This is a genomic window from Nocardia sp. CA-084685, from assembly GCF_050955785.1.
In the GTDB taxonomy this organism is placed as follows: domain Bacteria; phylum Actinomycetota; class Actinomycetes; order Mycobacteriales; family Mycobacteriaceae; genus Nocardia.
The window spans coordinates 5,679,573-5,694,656 of sequence record NZ_CP192094.1; the positions used below are offsets into that span (position 1 = coordinate 5,679,573).

15 protein-coding genes are annotated in these 15,084 nt (G+C 65.1%); 5 read left to right on the plus strand and 10 right to left on the minus strand.

Annotation, left to right across the window (positions count from 1 at the left end):
- Positions 1–171: 171 nt before the first annotated feature.
- On the minus strand, positions 172–1,380 hold the full coding sequence (locus ACQP2U_RS25260; protein WP_433709769.1) for an esterase/lipase family protein: 1,209 nt from the start codon (positions 1,378–1,380) through the stop codon (positions 172–174).
- A 337-nt stretch (positions 1,381–1,717) separates the two neighbouring features.
- Here ACQP2U_RS25260 and ACQP2U_RS25265 point away from each other — a divergent pair, with 337 nt between their 5' ends.
- From ACQP2U_RS25265 to ACQP2U_RS25275, 3 genes are read left to right on the plus strand one after another with little or no spacing between them, the layout of a single operon-like run.
- On the plus strand, positions 1,718–2,368 hold the full coding sequence (locus ACQP2U_RS25265; RefSeq protein WP_433709770.1) for a YdcF family protein: 651 nt from the start codon (positions 1,718–1,720) through the stop codon (positions 2,366–2,368).
- Between the two features lie 23 nt (positions 2,369–2,391).
- The gene (locus ACQP2U_RS25270) at positions 2,392–2,700 is read left to right on the plus strand and encodes an FAS1-like dehydratase domain-containing protein (RefSeq protein WP_433709771.1); all 309 of its coding nucleotides are present in this window, start codon (positions 2,392–2,394) and stop codon (positions 2,698–2,700) included.
- Between the two features lie 38 nt (positions 2,701–2,738).
- On the plus strand, positions 2,739–3,086 hold the full coding sequence (locus ACQP2U_RS25275; RefSeq protein WP_433709772.1) for a hypothetical protein: 348 nt from the start codon (positions 2,739–2,741) through the stop codon (positions 3,084–3,086).
- On the opposite strand, the gene ACQP2U_RS25280 is transcribed toward ACQP2U_RS25275, so the two are convergent.
- Complete coding sequence (locus ACQP2U_RS25280; protein WP_433709773.1) at positions 3,047–4,078, minus strand: LLM class flavin-dependent oxidoreductase; 1,032 nt, start codon at positions 4,076–4,078, stop codon at positions 3,047–3,049. The two genes, ACQP2U_RS25275 and ACQP2U_RS25280, sit on opposite strands and share 40 nt — an antisense overlap.
- 157 nt (positions 4,079–4,235) lie before the next feature.
- Here ACQP2U_RS25280 and ACQP2U_RS25285 point away from each other — a divergent pair, with 157 nt between their 5' ends.
- Positions 4,236–6,962: a discoidin domain-containing protein gene (locus ACQP2U_RS25285; protein ID WP_433709774.1), complete on the plus strand. Its 2,727-nt coding sequence runs from the start codon at positions 4,236–4,238 to the stop codon at positions 6,960–6,962.
- Between the two features lie 88 nt (positions 6,963–7,050).
- On the opposite strand, the gene ACQP2U_RS25290 is transcribed toward ACQP2U_RS25285, so the two are convergent.
- From ACQP2U_RS25290 to ACQP2U_RS25310, 5 genes are all read right to left on the minus strand, one after another.
- Positions 7,051–7,404, minus strand: coding sequence for an ABC transporter permease (locus ACQP2U_RS25290; RefSeq protein WP_433716575.1), 354 nt, complete (start codon positions 7,402–7,404; stop codon positions 7,051–7,053).
- The gene (locus ACQP2U_RS25295; RefSeq protein ID WP_433709775.1) at positions 7,314–7,604 is read right to left on the minus strand and encodes a hypothetical protein; all 291 of its coding nucleotides are present in this window, start codon (positions 7,602–7,604) and stop codon (positions 7,314–7,316) included. Before ACQP2U_RS25295 ends, ACQP2U_RS25290 begins: the two co-directional genes overlap by 91 nt.
- Positions 7,605–7,689: 85 nt before the next feature.
- Positions 7,690–8,700, minus strand: a complete 1,011-nt coding sequence (locus tag ACQP2U_RS25300; RefSeq protein ID WP_433709776.1) for an alpha/beta hydrolase — start codon at positions 8,698–8,700, stop codon at positions 7,690–7,692.
- Positions 8,697–9,647 carry an acyl-ACP desaturase gene (locus ACQP2U_RS25305; protein ID WP_433709777.1) on the minus strand — a complete coding sequence of 317 codons (951 nt, stop codon included), beginning with the start codon at positions 9,645–9,647 and terminating at the stop codon, positions 8,697–8,699. The genes ACQP2U_RS25300 and ACQP2U_RS25305 overlap by 4 nt, the downstream gene beginning before the upstream one ends.
- 45 nt (positions 9,648–9,692) lie before the next feature.
- Complete coding sequence (locus ACQP2U_RS25310; protein WP_433709778.1) at positions 9,693–10,664, minus strand: transcriptional regulator; 972 nt, start codon at positions 10,662–10,664, stop codon at positions 9,693–9,695.
- A 401-nt stretch (positions 10,665–11,065) separates the two neighbouring features.
- On the opposite strand from ACQP2U_RS25310, the gene ACQP2U_RS25315 reads away from it, so the two are divergent.
- Entirely contained in the window at positions 11,066–12,616 is a 1,551-nt protein-coding gene (locus ACQP2U_RS25315) for an acyl-CoA carboxylase subunit beta (RefSeq protein ID WP_433709779.1), read from the plus strand.
- A 201-nt stretch (positions 12,617–12,817) separates the two neighbouring features.
- On the opposite strand, the gene ACQP2U_RS25320 is transcribed toward ACQP2U_RS25315, so the two are convergent.
- The 3 genes from ACQP2U_RS25320 to ACQP2U_RS25330 are packed head-to-tail and all read right to left on the minus strand — an operon-like array spanning position 12,818 to position 14,969.
- Positions 12,818–13,426, minus strand: a complete 609-nt coding sequence (locus tag ACQP2U_RS25320) for an Rv1733c family protein (RefSeq protein ID WP_397029109.1) — start codon at positions 13,424–13,426, stop codon at positions 12,818–12,820.
- A complete protein-coding gene (locus tag ACQP2U_RS25325) occupies positions 13,423–14,070 on the minus strand; it encodes a TetR/AcrR family transcriptional regulator (RefSeq protein WP_433709780.1) in 648 nt (215 codons plus the stop codon). Before ACQP2U_RS25325 ends, ACQP2U_RS25320 begins: the two co-directional genes overlap by 4 nt.
- A 56-nt stretch (positions 14,071–14,126) precedes the next feature.
- The gene (locus ACQP2U_RS25330; RefSeq protein ID WP_433709781.1) at positions 14,127–14,969 is read right to left on the minus strand and encodes an SAM-dependent methyltransferase; all 843 of its coding nucleotides are present in this window, start codon (positions 14,967–14,969) and stop codon (positions 14,127–14,129) included.
- Between the last annotated feature and the right edge of the window lie 115 nt (positions 14,970–15,084).

Genomic DNA, 15,084 nt, shown 5'->3' on the forward strand with positions numbered 1-15,084 from the left:
CGGAATCGGCCCGGTGGGCAGGCCGCCACGCGCCTGCACCGACCGGGAAACGGAGGCGGGGTAAGAATCCGTTTCACCGGGACGGGTCGCGTGGCGGTGGGCGCACCCGCCGCACAGGCTCGGGGAGTCAGGGTTCGTCCTGTCCGGCCGCGGTGCACGCCTGCTGTGATGTCACAGCTTGCCGCTACCGCCGATCAACCATGGGTTGAAAGCGCATTCCAGATTCGGATGTCCGACCGGGTCGAGCGCGTTCAGCGCGATCGACAGCGCGCGTGGCGAGTACATCATCGTCAGGTGGTCGGACAGGTCCTGTTCGCAGCCCTCCTGCAGGGTGACGTTGCGGACGGTCGTGCCCGGACCGGCCTTCAAGAAGGTTAGGTCGTAGGGGTTGGTGACCTCGTCGTAGCGAGTTCCGACCACGGTGTAGTCGACGCCGGGGACGGTGTCGCCGTTCACGTTGAGCTGGTTGACAAAATCCGAGCCGATGGTCTGCTGGATGCCCGCGTGACCGACGAAGATCTCGATGAGGCCGAGAACGTCGATACCGAGGTTATTGATGGCCCGACCCAATGCGCCGATGCCGTCGAGGCTGGTGCCGTGGTGGGTGGCGCCGAAAGTGACGAGGTTCTTCACCTTGGCCGCACCACCCTCGAACTTGGTGTACCAGTTCGACATCGAGCCACCTTGCGAGTGGGCGACGATATCGACCTCGGACGCGCCGGTCGCGGCGAGTACTCGATCGACGAAGACAGCGACCTGCTTGGCCGAGTCCTGGATGTAGCCGGTGCCGTTCACGCCGGGCAGTACCGAACCGAGACCGCCGCCCTCCAACAGGTTCGAGCGACCGTAGTTGAAGGTGAAGACGCAGAAGCCCGCGTCCTTCAGTGGCTGGCTCATGTAGGCGAACCCGTTGTAGGCGTTCGACCACGTGCCGTGCACTGCGATCACGGGGCGCGGATGTTCGGCGGTCGGCTTGTAGTTCCAGTCGTTGGTACCTGGCGGTGCGACATCAGGATTCAACAGGCCGTAGCCGAAGGCGGCCAGGAACGATGTCATCGGCGGGCCGTAACCCACTGTGTCACTGGCGTATCCGCCCGATGATCCGGAGCTGCTGCCGGAGCCGCCGTAGCAATCACCGGAGCCATTGCCCGATCCCGCGCCGCTGCCCGAGGTACAGGCCGAACCCGAACTGCCCGCGCTGCCGGAATCAGCGATCGGGGCCGCCTTGCGGCCCGCGGCGATGTAGTCGGCCAGTGTCTGCTCCGTTGGGGCCGGATCGGGATTCGCATGTGCTGCGACCCCGGTCACACTCATGGCGAGCACCGAGACGCCCATCATCACCGCGGCGCTGACCGACCGACCGCATCTACTTCGTTTCATGACATGCCTTTCTGGAGAACGTCAGCGTTCGAGTCGCAGCGCCGAGGTATGTCGGTCGACGGCACTGAAACTGCGCCAACGCTAAAGCCGGGTGTAGGCGAAACCCATACGACGGCAACGTAACTGGATACCTCACCAAACGGCTTTGCCCCTGTTAGGGGTGCGGCACAATTGCGGTTTCCGGTGTAGCGGCGACGGCCACAATTCAGACGATCGAATTCGGTGAATTCTCCAGATCACCAAAGGGTTACGAGGAATTCGGAACATTCGAGAAGACCATGGTTCTACGTTTTCCCCGCCGTCGGCGGCGACCCGACGGCTAATGAGTGGAGCTGCCATGTTCGATCCGATCGAATCCACCGTCCGCTTCGGCCGCGGCATCGCCCGGATGACCGCGGGGACGCTGCTCGGCGCCGCCACGGTGGCGGCGGCATTGCTGCACAGCCCGCCAGCGTTCGCCGATGCGGGCGGCGCGGCCGAGCAGCCACGGGGGATGCTTTTCGGTTGGCCGCCAACCGAACCCGCGCCCTCGGCACAGCCGCTCGGCTTCCGCGGACCGCAGACCGCGATCGTGGTGCTCGGCTACGGACTGCTACCCGACGGCGAGATGCGACCGGAATTGGTCAGCCGGCTGCACGCCGGATATGTGCAGGCCCTGCTGGCTCCGCTGTCACCTTTCATCGTGACCGGCGGGAATCCGTGCAACGGTGTCACCGAGGCACAGGCGATGGCGGATTGGCTTATCGGACACGGCATTCCGGCCGAGCGCATTCATATCGAGCCCGAAGCGGTGTCCACCGCGCAGAATGCCGAACGTTCAGCTCGAATCATGCACGCTATCGGCATGCGCGACGCCGTCGTAGTGACCTCGGCCGACCATATCGACCGAGCCGCGGCCCTTTTCGGCGATGCGGGCGTAGCAGTCGTCGCCACGGTCACTCCGGAGAAGGTGCCGCTGTTCGTTTGGGAGTTCGGACCCAGGTCCTGAACAACAGCAACACAGGAGCGAATATGAACAAGAGCGCCATCGATGCCGCTACCGATCCGGCCGACCAGGCCCGCGCGTTACGCGACCATCGATATCGATCCGCCACCACCTACGAGGTCGGGCGCGAAAAGATACGACAATTCGCCCGCGCGATAAAGAATTTCCACCCCGCGCATTGGAATGAGGAGGCGGCCGCCGAGCTCGGCTTCAATGGGCTGGTCGCCCCGCCGACATTCGCCTCGATAATTCTGCTCGGTGTCCATCGCGAAATACTTGCACCACAGTCGATTTCGAATCACTTTCGATCGGAACGCAGTTACCCGCCCGGGTAGTTCATCTGTCGCGCAATGATCTGGTCGATTACGCCGGGGTGACCGGTGATGCCGATCCAGTGCTGTTCGGCGAGCAGAACGCCACCTCCACCGGTCTGCCAACCGTCGTCGCCCCCGGCATGCTCAAACTGGGTCTGGCCGCTGGATATCTCGGTGGCTGGCTCGGCGATCCGGCGGCCACCACCCGATTCCGCGCCCAGTTCGCGCATTACACGCACTATCTGCATATTCCGCCACTGCAGGCCAGCGCCATCGAATTCCGTGGCCGGATAACTTCACTCGACCCGTATCGCCGCAAGGCCACCGTCGCACTGGACGCAAGGTCACATGGCCGTAGGCTTTTCGGCTACGCCGCCGCGGAAGTCCTATTCCCGACGGTGGATTGAAGTCCGGTCAGTTGCGCGAGCCTGCGATGTGAGTCCAGTCGCGCTTCGCGATCGTAAGTGCTGGTGTGGACCAGGATTTCGTCCGCGCCGGTGCGAGCGACCAAGGCCGCCAATGCGTCCGCGACCTCGTCCTCGGTGCCGTGGATATGGTCACGTAGCGCCTCGTCGAAGATCCGGCGTTCCCGGTCGGTCATCGTCATGGATTCGATCTCCGCAGGTGGAATCAACACCGGAAATTCGCCGTGTGTCCGGGAATACGCGCTCGACCACGCCTCGGGCAGCAACAGCTGATGGGCTTTCTCGGTAGTATCAGCGATCACCACCGCGCCGGATACGACGACATACGGTTCTGCGCCCCATTGCGTCGGGCGGAATTGCGCGCGGTAACGCTCGATCGCCTCGACCATGCGGTCGAGTCCGGCGATCGATGCGATGACCAGCGGCAAACCGAAACGCGCCGCTCGTTCCGCGCCGGATCCGGTCGCCAATAGGAATGCGGGTACCGGCAGCCCCTCCGCGGGCCAAGCGTGCACACCTGACTTGCCGCGCGTGAAGTATTCGAGAACATCGGTGAGTTGCCGATCGAAATCGTCGGCATCGCTCTTGCCGTGTCCCAGTGCCCGCCGCACGCCATCGGTGAAGCCGACCGAGCGACCGAGCCCCATATCGATCCGTCCCGGAAACAGCGATTCCAAGACTCCGAATTGCTCGGCGACGACCAATGGTTGATGGTTCGGCAACATCACCCCGCCGGTGCCGATTCGGATCCGCGAGGTCGCCGCAGCCGCAGCCGCCGCCAGCACGGTCGGAGCCGAGCCCGCGACGCCGAGCACACTGTGGTGCTCCGAGACCCAGAACCGGTGAAATCCCCAGTCCTCGGCCAGGCAGGCGAACTCCACGGTCTCCCGCAGTGCCTCCGGATGGCTCTGCCCACATCGGACGCGCGAGCGATCCAGGATCGAAAACCGCACCTGATCGAGTTCCGAAGTCATATCTGTGTCAACACCCCGGGCCCGGCCGCATTCCACCGCGCCGATGGGTGTGGGTGAAAGAATGGAAACCACACCTGCGTAAACCGGTAGCCGGTCCTGCGGTCGTCGACGCGTATCGCGGCTCGGCACGAACGTCGAGCTCGACGTGGAGGCGCGAATGTCCCGGATCGGCCAGTCGTTCCAACGTGTGCGTCCTCGCACCGCCGTTGTGCTCGGTATCGCGGTCGCGGCGGTGATCGTGTTGGTGGCAACAGTGGTGCTGGTCGTGGCGCGTCACACCGATGGGGTAGCGAGTAGTGCGTGTCCGGATGATCCATTGGCGTCGGCTCCCGCCTGGGCACCGACGAACGATCGGGTGGACGTGCCGATCGATGCGCATCCGTTCGTCGGTAACGGTTATCTGGGTTTACGTGTACCGCCGCGCGGCATGGGATACACCGCGACCGATGAGATGACCGGCTGGCCGCTCTACACGCCCGCATACGATGGCGCTTTCGTCGCGGGCCTCTATGCGCACTCTCCGGGTGTAGCCGATAACCGCGAGGTCGCTGCCGCTATTCCGAACTGGTCCGGATTGTTGGTCGGTATCGGTGAGCACACCTTTTCGCCCGCCACACCCGCTGCCCAGATCTCGAACTTCGCTCAAACACTGCATCTGCGGTGTGGACTGGTGCGGACCCGACTGACCTGGACCGCGCCCGATGGCAAGGCTACCGATCTGGCCTACGACGTGCTCACCGACCAGTCGGATCAGCATGTCGGCGCGGTGCACGTTTCGGTGGCGCCGCACTGGTCGGGTGAGATGGTCGTCTCCGATCTGGTCGACGGCGCCGGTGCGCGGCGGGTCAACCAGTCCGAGGTGGGCGCTCGCGATGACGACACGATTCGAGTCGGATTCCGTGCCGACGGCACCGATGTCGACGGCGATATCGTCTCCATACTGCGCCCCGGGGTGGGTATCGCTTCGAACGCGATCGAACCGATGCCACCGGGCCGCGAACTCAGTGCGCGCCAGGATGTTCGGTTTCCGGTGCGCGACGGCGGCACATATCAGGTGACGAAGTTCGTCGGGGTCGACACCGCCCGCACCTCGCCCAATCCGGCGGCGACCGCATTCGAGGCGGCGCAGCGCGCCGTGCGGACGGGATGGGCGAACCTGCTCGCGCAAACATCCGCGGCCTGGCGGGTGCGGTGGCGCGGCGATATCGAGGTGCCCGGTCAGCCCGATGTGCAGACCTGGGCGCGCGGTGCGCTGTATTCGCTGTACTCGAGCACGAATCCGCAACAGGACAACAGTATTCCCCCCGTCGGGCTCAGCAGCGACAACTATGGCGGCGCGGTGTTCTGGGATGCGGATATCTGGTCGTTCCCCGCATTGCTGCAGCTCGCACCGGAATTGGCGAAATCCGTGGTGGACTACCGCTTTAGGACATTGCCCGCCGCGCAGGCGAACGCCGCGCGGCTCGGCTACCGCGGTGCTTTCTACCCCTGGACCAGCGCGAGCCGTGGCGATCTCGACGAATGCCACAGCTGGGATCCGCCGCACTGCCTGACCCAGATCCACCTGCAAGGCGATGCGTCCCTGGCGGCCTGGCAGTACTACACGGCCACCGGCGACACGGGCTACCTGCGCGAACGCGGCTGGCCGGTGCTGGGCGCGCTCGCCGAATTCTGGTCCTCGCGGGTGACGCGCAACGACGACGGCAGCTACTCGATTCGCAATGTCGCCGGTCCCGATGAGTACAGCAACGGGGTGAACGACGCGGTCTACACCAATGCCGTCGCCGCCCTGGCCCTGCGCAATGCCGCACGCGCGGCGGAGATTCTGGGCATACCGCGCCCGCCCGAGTGGACCGCGATCGCCGATGGTCTGCGTATGCCGTTCGATGGGAATCAGCGGATATTCGTCCAATTCGACGGCTACACCGGCACTCCCATCAAACAGGCCGACACCGTGCTGCTCATCTACCCGCTGGACTGGCCGATGCCGCCGGATGTCGCGGCCAATGTGCTCGAATACTATTCGGAGCGAACGGATCCCGACGGTCCGGCGATGACCGATTCGGTGCATGCCATCGATGCGGCGAAGATCGGCGTTCCCGGCTGCGCTACCGACACCTACCTCGAACGCGCCGCCCGCCCATTCGTCCGTGCCCCCTTCGGTCAATTCGCGGAGGCTCGCGGCGCCAAGGTCGGAGCCAAAGATCCACTGGCCGGTGCGCCCGCCTTCACATTCGTCACCGCGGCAGGCGGCTTCCTACAAACCTTCACCAACGGCCTGCTCGGCCTGCGCTTCGACACCGACGAAATCCGCATCGCGCCCACGCTGCCACCCGAACTCCACGAGGGTCTTACCATCCATGGAATCCACTGGCAGGGCCGAACTTTCGACGCAACCATCGGCCCCGACGACACCGAACTGACCTTGACCAGCGGCCAACCCCTACAAGTCCGAACCGACACCGAAACCCACCGCCTGGACAGCGAACTGACCATCCCGACCCGCCGCCCCGACCGCAGCCCCACCGACAACCTCGCCCGCTGCAAACCGGTCACCACGAGCTCCGACGAGCCGGGCAAATACGCCGAAGCCGCTGTCGACGGCACCCCCGCCACCGGCTGGTCCCCCAACGCCCCCACCGCCACCCTCACCGTCGACCTCGGCCAGGAAACCCACATCGACCGAATCCTCCCCCACTGGACCACCCCCACCCCAACCACCTTCACCACTTCCCCCGACAACCGAACCTGGACCCCCATCACCCCCGACCCAACCACCGGCTCCCTCCCCACTTCCCTCTCAACCCGCTACATCCGCCTAGAACTCACTGCCCCCACCCACCCCACCCTCCAAGAACTCGAAATCACCGGCCCCCGAACCTGACTCGCGACCTGTTCGTACACCTCACGGTGGGGCGGGTCCTGGCCGAGCTCCTGCGCGACAACGCCTATACCACCACGACGCTTTCCGGTTAGTCCTCCACCTTCAGCGCCTGTCGAATCGTCAGTCGCCCTTGGGTTTGCATCAGCGAGCGGCGATATATCTTCTCCGCGATCACGACAATGCCGTAGGTCGCGGTCGCCATGAGGGTCAGCGCTACCAGTGGTTCCCACCAGGATGCGGTGCCTTCGGCCAGGCGGGCGGGCATGGCGACAATGGACAGCACCGGCACGTAGGACGCGACCACCCGAGCGGTGCCGGACAGGAAGATACCGGTGAAGAGCACCAGCATGATCAGCAACGACAGCGGTGTCGCGGTGGACTGGATGTCCTCGCTGCGGGTCGCGAGCGAACCGGCGACCGCCCACAGACTCGCAAGAGCCAGGAAACCGACGACGAAAAGACGATGAACCAGCCTGCGGCGCCAGCGATTTCGCTCACCTGATCACCCTTGCCGGTGAACGTCGAACCGATCAGCCCGGCGCCGACGAAGAGCGCGAGCTGTCCGAATGCCATGATCGTATTGCCGATCACCTTCCCGATCAGCAACTGCCGCAACGGAATCGCGCTGGCGAGAATTTCCACGATGCGATTCTGCTTCTCCTCGACCACGCTCCGCGCAACCGACGCGACACACCGAGGCAAGGCTCACCGGCCGAGGACGCGCGAATCAGTGCGGGTCGGGCAGGCCGAGCGCCGGTGCGAGCACGCGCCAGGCCCGCGGCAGTTGGGCCTCGAAATCGGGCCAGGTGTGCATGCCGGTCGGGGCGTAATCGACGGTGGCCGGGATATCGAGCTCGGCCAGTCGTGTGGCGAAGCGTTCGGTACACGAGCGCGCACCGGCCTCGAGGGCCAGACCACCGCCCGCCGTCTTCAAGGCTTCGACGAGGTCCGAGGAGTGCGATACCGCGACGAGGTCGGCGTCGGTCGGCAGGCCGCTCGCCGCGGACAGGTAGATCGTGGTGCCGCGCAACTGTGTAGCGCCGAGCAGGCTGTCGTGCGCACGCCACTCCGGCGATCCGGGCGGGCCCCAGAGGTTGTCGACATTGCCACCGCGCGACGCGACGGTAATCGTGGTGACGGCACGACCGAGATCGTCTGCAGTGGAATAACATCCACTCATCCCCGCGACCGCGCGGAACCAGCCAGGATACCGCTGGGCCAGCATCATGGCCGCCTGCGCCCCCATCGACACACCCGCGATCGCCCGGCGCCCATCGGTTTTCAGATACGATTCGATAATCGGCGGCAGTTCGTCGGTGAGAAAGGTTTCCCACCGATTGAGTCCGAGGGTGGCGTCGCGGCGCATCCAGTCGCTGTACATGCTTCCAGTGCCACCGCTGGTCAACACCACATCGACCGGCTTGTCCGCGAAGAACTCCGCCGCACGCCCCTTGGTCAGCCATCCGGAGACCGCCTCGCCGTCGACGCCATCGAGCAAATACAGCAATGGACGCGGTCCGGAACCGCTCCCGCGCAACACATCTACCGTAATAACCCGGCGCATGGCGGCCGAGGCGACGGCGAAACGTTCGTGGCGCGGCCCGACCGTCTCGATGCTGATCGTTCCGGTCCGTGTCATGGCCGGATCAATGGGGGGCGGATCCGCGAGTGCGGGCACGGACGCCAGCACGGCGATGAGGGCCATCGCCGTCGCGGTGATCGGTGCTCGAAGACTCATAGTACGAGGGCGGCTCGCTCTGCCTGTCTGGCCGCCGCGTGGTCGCGCTGCTCCTCGAAACGTGTTGCCTTGACTTCCAACTCGTCGAGGAAGGCGCCGAGTTCGTCGCGGGCGCGCTCGCCGTCGTCGGAAAGATCGGTGCGTTCGAAGACATTCCAGGCGCGCAGCACCGGACGCAGCACGACATCCAGGTGCTGACGTAAGTCGTAGATGCCGTTCTTGGCCAGCACCACCGCATTTCGCCGGAAGTTGGGCTGGGTGAGTCCGGGCATCTGGAACCGCGTGACGATATCGGTGATCGCACGCAGGGCTTCGTCGGGTGCGAGGTCGAGGGCGGCGGCACTGAGGTTGCGGTAGAAGATCATATGCAGGTTCTCGTCGGCGGCAATCCGTTGCAGCATACGCTCGGCGATGGGCTCATTACAGGCCGCACCGGTATTTCTGTGACTTATTCTGGTCGCCAGTTCCTGCAGTGTCACATATGCGACCGAGCGCAGGAACTGCGGCCCCTTCTCCGGTCTCACGACACCCAATGTCATATGCGCCATTCTGGCCTGTTCGAGGACCACCGGGTCCACCGCGCGGGTGACCACCAGATAATCGCGCATGAGGATCGCATGCCGATTTTCCTCCGCGGTCCAGCGCCCGACCCAAGTGCCCCAGACACCATCCAGTGAGAACGACTCCGAGATCTCCCGGTGATAGGAGGGCAGATTGTCCTCGGTCAGCAGGTTGGTCACCATGGCGGTCCGCGCGACCTCCGACAGTTTCGATTGTTCCGGATCCCAGTCGATACCGTCCATGGCCGCGAAATTCCGGCCGTCGTCCCATGGCACATAATCGTGCGGATTCCATGCCTTGGCCTTGCGCAGATGCTCGTCGAGCTGACTTTCGGCGACGGGATCCAGTTCGCGCAGAATATCGAGATCGGTCAACGCGGTCGTCACACGTGCTCCTTTTGTTCACCCCGAATCGAAGATAGGTGGACCAGTTCAGGCCGAACGAGTGATTCGTCGATCATTGGGTGAGGTGACGACAGGCCGCCGACCAGGCTGGAAGCCGTCACAACCCGGCAGGTCGGCCAGCCGGTAGAGTCCCGCCGGGCGCCCCTCGGCGAGGACTCGGGCGAGCAGTTCCTGCGCCGACCCGGCCAATTCGGGAATCCGGGCGGTCTCGCCGGAGGCCACCACCGCGGTCAACGGCACCTCGGCGGCCTCGCTGACCAACTCGAGTACATCCGGAGTGAGCGCGAGCGGTGTCATCGCGGATATCTCGTCGATCGGCACCAGCACCGTGCCGCCGTCATCGGACAGCAGCGACAGCGCGCGGGAGCCGAGCGGCATCGCCAGCGCGGCCTGGACCCGGCGCAGCTTGCGGCGGGCCGCGGACGCAGCACCGAGTCCGGGTCTTCGCTCGTCTGGATGTGCGGGAATCGCGAGGGCGACCACCTGGTACGCCGCGGCGACGCTGATACCGGCGCGACCGGCCAGCCGAGCAACGCCATACCCGCTGAGCAGCGCCGATACCAGGGTCTGCGCGGCGGTCTGCTGCTCCCGAGCGACTTGGCGGTGTTCATCCAGATAAGCCGTCGATGTCGCCCTGGTCACCATTTCCAGCACACGCACGATCAATCCCGCCGCGGCCGCCACCTGATCGGCATCCTCGTCCGCCGCCTGTTCGGCGAGAAATCCCAGCCCGACGCGCACGCCATCGTGATAGGCGTTCAGCACGGTTTCCAGTGCTACCCCCTCGCGCGCCCAGCGCGCGGCTGATCCGGTAATCACCGCCGGCTGCTCGGCGACCGCAGCCAACTGCGGTTCGAGTACTTGCGCCGCCTCGGCCAGACATGTGCGCGTGATAGTACCGAGATCTCCGCGCTGCGCGCGCCCGGCTTGAAAAGTCAAATATTCGACCAGTTTCGATTCCAGGCTCTTCCTGCCCGAATCAGCATGTTTGCCCACCATGACTCCGAAAGGCTAGTGGTGATCGGACCGAAAATCGCGTACCTGCTCCTTCAATTAGGAAAGTCATCACCCCGTGCCGGCCAGCTTGGACGAAATCACAAGCGGCGGAGCGATTCTCGATCGCATATTTCCGGTGGTTCGAATGATCGGATATGGTCGGATGAGATCGGAGTACACCACGGGGACACTGACGTCGGTGCGCCACCCCGTACGACGGCTGTAACGCCTGACAAGGATCCACCGACGGCACTCGAGGACGGCAAACCAAACCGGTGAGCTGTCCCATGACTGAATTGGAATCCCTGTGCTGCGGGTCGTGCGCCCGATAGCATCGAGCGCCTTGTACCGTTCGGTGAACCCGGACGGTACAAGCGACGAGTCGAAGGATGGCATAAGACCATATGAGCGGCACGCGAGAAAAGCTGGGGGAACTCCGGGACATCCTGGAGCTCGCCGAGGAACCCGCTGGCGAGACCGGTATCGCGAAACGCAAGACCAAGGGGATACCGAGTGCGCGCGAGCGCGTGCGCATGCTGCTGGATCAGGGCTCCTTCGTGGAGATGGGCGCACTGGTGCGCCAGCCGGGCAGCACCAACGGCATGTACGGCGACGGTGTGGTCACCGGCCGCGGCTACATCGACGGCCGGCCGGTGGTCGTCATCGCCCACGACCAGACCGTGCACGGCGGTTCGGTCGGCGAGATGTTCGGCCGTAAGGTCGCCGCCGCAATGGAATTCGCGCAGGAGAACGCCTGCCCTGTGGTGTCGATCAACGATTCCGGCGGCGCCCGGATCCAGGAGGCGGTGACCTCGCTGGCCTGGTACGCGCTGATGTGCCGACGCCAGGAGGATCTGTCCGGCTTCGTGCCGATGGTCGCGGTCATGCTCGGCAAATGCGCGGCCGGTTCGGTATACGGCCCGATCAATATGGATGTGCTGGTCGCGACCGAGAAGTCGTATATGTTCGTCACCGGCCCGGAGGTGATCAAGGGCGTGACGGGCGAGGTGGTCAGCGCCGACGATCTGGGCGGCGCCGCAGCCCTGCAGGCCAACGGCACGGTGCACCATGTCGCCGCCGACGAGCAGGCCGCCTTCGACTGGGTCCGCAACTATCTGAGCTATCTGCCGTCGAGCTGCCTGGAACAGGCTCCGGTGGTGAATCCGGGCCTGGAGCCGGAGACCACCGCCCATGACCTCGAGCTGAACTCGATCATTCCGGATTCCGACCGGTCCGGTTACGACATGCACGAGGTGCTACTGCGCATCTTCGACGACGGCGATTTCCACGAGATCAGCGCTGGTACCGCCCAGAACCTGATCACCGGATTCGCCAGGGTCGACGGTCGCAGTGTGGGCGTGGTGGCCAACCAGCCGCAGATACTGGGCGGCGCGCTGGACGGATTCTGCTCGGATAAGGCGGCATATTTCATCCGGCTGTGCGATGCCTTCGGCCTGCCGCTGATCTTCGTCGTCGACACCCCCGGTGTGCTGCCCGGTCTCGAAGAGGAACGCAACGGCGTCATCAAGCGCGGCGGCCGGTTCTTCCGCGCGGTGATCGAGGCCACCGTGCCGATCGTCTCGATCGTGACGCGCAAGGCCTACGGCGGCGGCTATGCGGTGATGGGCTGCAAACCGCTGGGCGCTGACCTCGCCCTGGCCTGGCCCACCGCACAGATCGCGGTCATGGGCGCCGAGAGCATGGTCGGCATCATCGGCCGCAGGCAGCTGGAGGCGACCCCGCCCGACCAGCGCGCCACCGTGCGTCAGCAGATGATCGATTTCTACAACGCCACCGTGGCCACCCCCTGGACCGCCGCCGAACGCGGTTACATCGATGCCGTGGTCGAGCCTTCGCAGACTCGACTGGAGATCCGCAGGGCCCTGCGCCTGCTGCGGGAGAAGGGCGCGGTCAGGAAGCACAACCCGCGCAAGCACAGCCTCTTCCCGGTTTAGGCCCGGTTTGTGTTGTGTCACAGCGCGAACGGCCATCGGTCGTGTGATATCCGAGGCTGATTCGCACGCCGTGCGGCCCGTTAGCGCTGTGCCCTAACGTCATCGGTGCCCGACCTGTGTTCGCCGCGCGAGCGCCGGGCATGCGGCGTGCCGACCGAGAGTGTCCCTACCCGCTCCGAGTGGGAACGCCGCACTCGCGCACTAGGCTTGATCCGGACGCGTCCCGTGGTTGCCCCACATGCGTTCCACCGTGGCCCATTCGGACTCCCACAACCGGGCCCTGCGCCGATCGAGCGCGCGGCGCAACAGCGCATAGCCGCAGCCGAAGCAGACGGCGATCCCGAAGACCATGCCGGTAGTGATCAGCAATGCCTTGCTCAGTGCCCGGGTATCCGACGGCGGCTCGGCGACCTTGCCGGAGCCGTCGAGCCAAATCTTCACGGTCGCACCGGCTTTCATTACCCCGGTGGCCTGGTAGTCACTGGTATGCGTGACACCGTCGGCGTCGCGCCACTGCACCCGAGCCGGGGTAATCGGCGCGTAGAGCGGCGCCTTTCCGACCTCGATCACCGTCGCGTCGACCTCGTGCAACCGCGCCGCTTCGGCCCGCGCGATGCGGTCTTCGGTCTGATAGATCCGGCCGCCGACCGCCATCGACAGCAGTGGAGCGATGATCAGGAACAACAGCGTGAGTACCGCGGCGACCGCCAGTTGCAGGCGATCCTCACGGCGACGCATCGGATTTCGATCCAAGCCGACCCGGCGACAGGTGCGGCGGACGACGCTCGGTGACCCGGTTGCTGCGGTCATGACGATGACACCTCGCTCTGGAATTCAGCTGTCAGCCCGTGAAGGGTGTCGAAGAATGTGTCGATGAGATCGGGTAATCCGTCGGTGTCGGTGCCCGCGCCCCAGACTTGCAGGGCGACGATGAGCAGTCCAGTCCCAGCCGCGACGGCTGCCTCTGGCCGCCGGTCGACCGCGGGATCGACACCGAGTCTTGCGGCGATGATCCGGACGGATTCGCGCTGCCCGTCGAGTCGGATGCGCTGATAGCCCGCGGCCAGCGTCGGTTCGGCCTCGAAGCGCTGGAACAGCGCCCAGCGGCGGGCCAAGCGCGCCGCCTTCGGACCGGTATGTTCGGCGGCCAGCCAGTCGTGCAGGGCATTGCGGTAGGCGACCAGCGGCGACTCGTCTGCCGGGCGGCGGCACAGCGCTTCGTTGAACAGGTGCACGTCCTGGTCGATTTCGCCGAGTACGGCATCCTCGATGGAGGAGAAATGACGGCTGAAGGTTCGCCGGGTGACCCCGGCGCGCTCGGCGATGTCCTCGACAGCCACCGATCCCAACCCTCGCTCATTGAGCAGGTCGAATGCGGCGCGCGACATTGCCGCGCGGCTGCGGAGCGTACGCAGCCGACGGCCGTCGAGGTCGACTTCGTCGTCGATACCCATATCGCGTAGTCTACTCCCTATTGTCCCATCGAGACATTAGTTCGGTGTGATTCGCGTCAGGGCTTGCGTGCCAGGCCGGTGACGATGAGCTGCTCCCAGACGGTGAGCTCACGGCAGCCGGTACCGACCGATGCCGCGTCGCCCGCGGGCGTATCTGGTCGCCACTGCGCCGACGGGACGATATCGGGTTCGAGGACTTCCAGGTCGCCGAAAAGCCCGCGAATCTCCTCGATATCTCGCCAGCGGCCGCGCCCGAAGGTGGACTGGAGTTTCTGTTCGGCGGCCGTGGTCTCGGAATTGTGACCGGAGCGGAAGTGTGTGATGAATACCTGACTGCCGGATGGAACGTGGGCATTCCAGAAGCGCACCACGGCCGCCGGATCCTCGTCGTCATTGAAGTGGTGCAGGATCGAACTGAAGATGACGCCGACAGGCCGGTCGAAATCGATCAGTCGCGCAATGTCGGGATGATCGCGGATCGACTTGGGATCCCGGGCGTCCGCCTGGATCACCGTGGTGTTCTTATCGGTGGCCAGCAGCGCGCGGCCGTGTGCGAGCACGATCGGATCGCTGTCGACGTAGACGACCCGTGCGTCGGCGGCGTGCCGCTTCGCGACCTGATGCACATTGTCGGCGGTCGGCAGGCCGCTGCCGAAGTCGATGAACTGCCGCATACCGGCGCGGGCCATATCGCGCACCCCGCGGATCAGCGCCTGCCTGCCGGTGAAGGCGATCGCCACCGAACCGGGGAGGTTCACCTTGAAGTGATCACCGACCTCCTGGTCGACGAGGTAGTTGTCCTTACCGCCGAGCAAATAGTCATACACCCTGGCGATACTCGGTCTGCTCTGATCGATCTCCCAGTCGAGCCGTGTTGGGGGCGCGGCATCGTCGGTCATTGTCAACACCTTCGTCCACGGGACGTGTGCGTCTTCTATCGTATGAGACCCGGCATCAGACCGTACGCACTTGACCAACCCGGCGTAGCATCGCACCACGCCGAGTCCGATTGTT

Excerpts from the sequence above, each read along its gene's own strand:
- ACQP2U_RS25260 (WP_433709769.1), bottom strand. The coding sequence starts at position 1,380 with ATGAAACGAAGTAGATGCGGTCGGTCGGTCAGCGCCGCGGTGATGATG.
- ACQP2U_RS25265 (WP_433709770.1), top strand. The coding sequence starts at position 1,718 with ATGTTCGATCCGATCGAATCCACCGTCCGCTTCGGCCGCGGCATCGCC.
- ACQP2U_RS25270 (WP_433709771.1), top strand. The coding sequence starts at position 2,392 with ATGAACAAGAGCGCCATCGATGCCGCTACCGATCCGGCCGACCAGGCC.
- ACQP2U_RS25280 (WP_433709773.1), bottom strand. The coding sequence starts at position 4,078 with ATGACTTCGGAACTCGATCAGGTGCGGTTTTCGATCCTGGATCGCTCG.
- ACQP2U_RS25285 (WP_433709774.1), top strand. The coding sequence starts at position 4,236 with ATGTCCCGGATCGGCCAGTCGTTCCAACGTGTGCGTCCTCGCACCGCC.
- ACQP2U_RS25300 (WP_433709776.1), bottom strand. The coding sequence starts at position 8,700 with ATGAGTCTTCGAGCACCGATCACCGCGACGGCGATGGCCCTCATCGCC.
- ACQP2U_RS25310 (WP_433709778.1), bottom strand. The coding sequence starts at position 10,664 with ATGGTGGGCAAACATGCTGATTCGGGCAGGAAGAGCCTGGAATCGAAA.
- ACQP2U_RS25315 (WP_433709779.1), top strand. The coding sequence starts at position 11,066 with ATGAGCGGCACGCGAGAAAAGCTGGGGGAACTCCGGGACATCCTGGAG.
- ACQP2U_RS25320 (WP_397029109.1), bottom strand. The coding sequence starts at position 13,426 with ATGACCGCAGCAACCGGGTCACCGAGCGTCGTCCGCCGCACCTGTCGC.
- ACQP2U_RS25325 (WP_433709780.1), bottom strand. The coding sequence starts at position 14,070 with ATGGGTATCGACGACGAAGTCGACCTCGACGGCCGTCGGCTGCGTACG.
- ACQP2U_RS25330 (WP_433709781.1), bottom strand. The coding sequence starts at position 14,969 with ATGACCGACGATGCCGCGCCCCCAACACGGCTCGACTGGGAGATCGAT.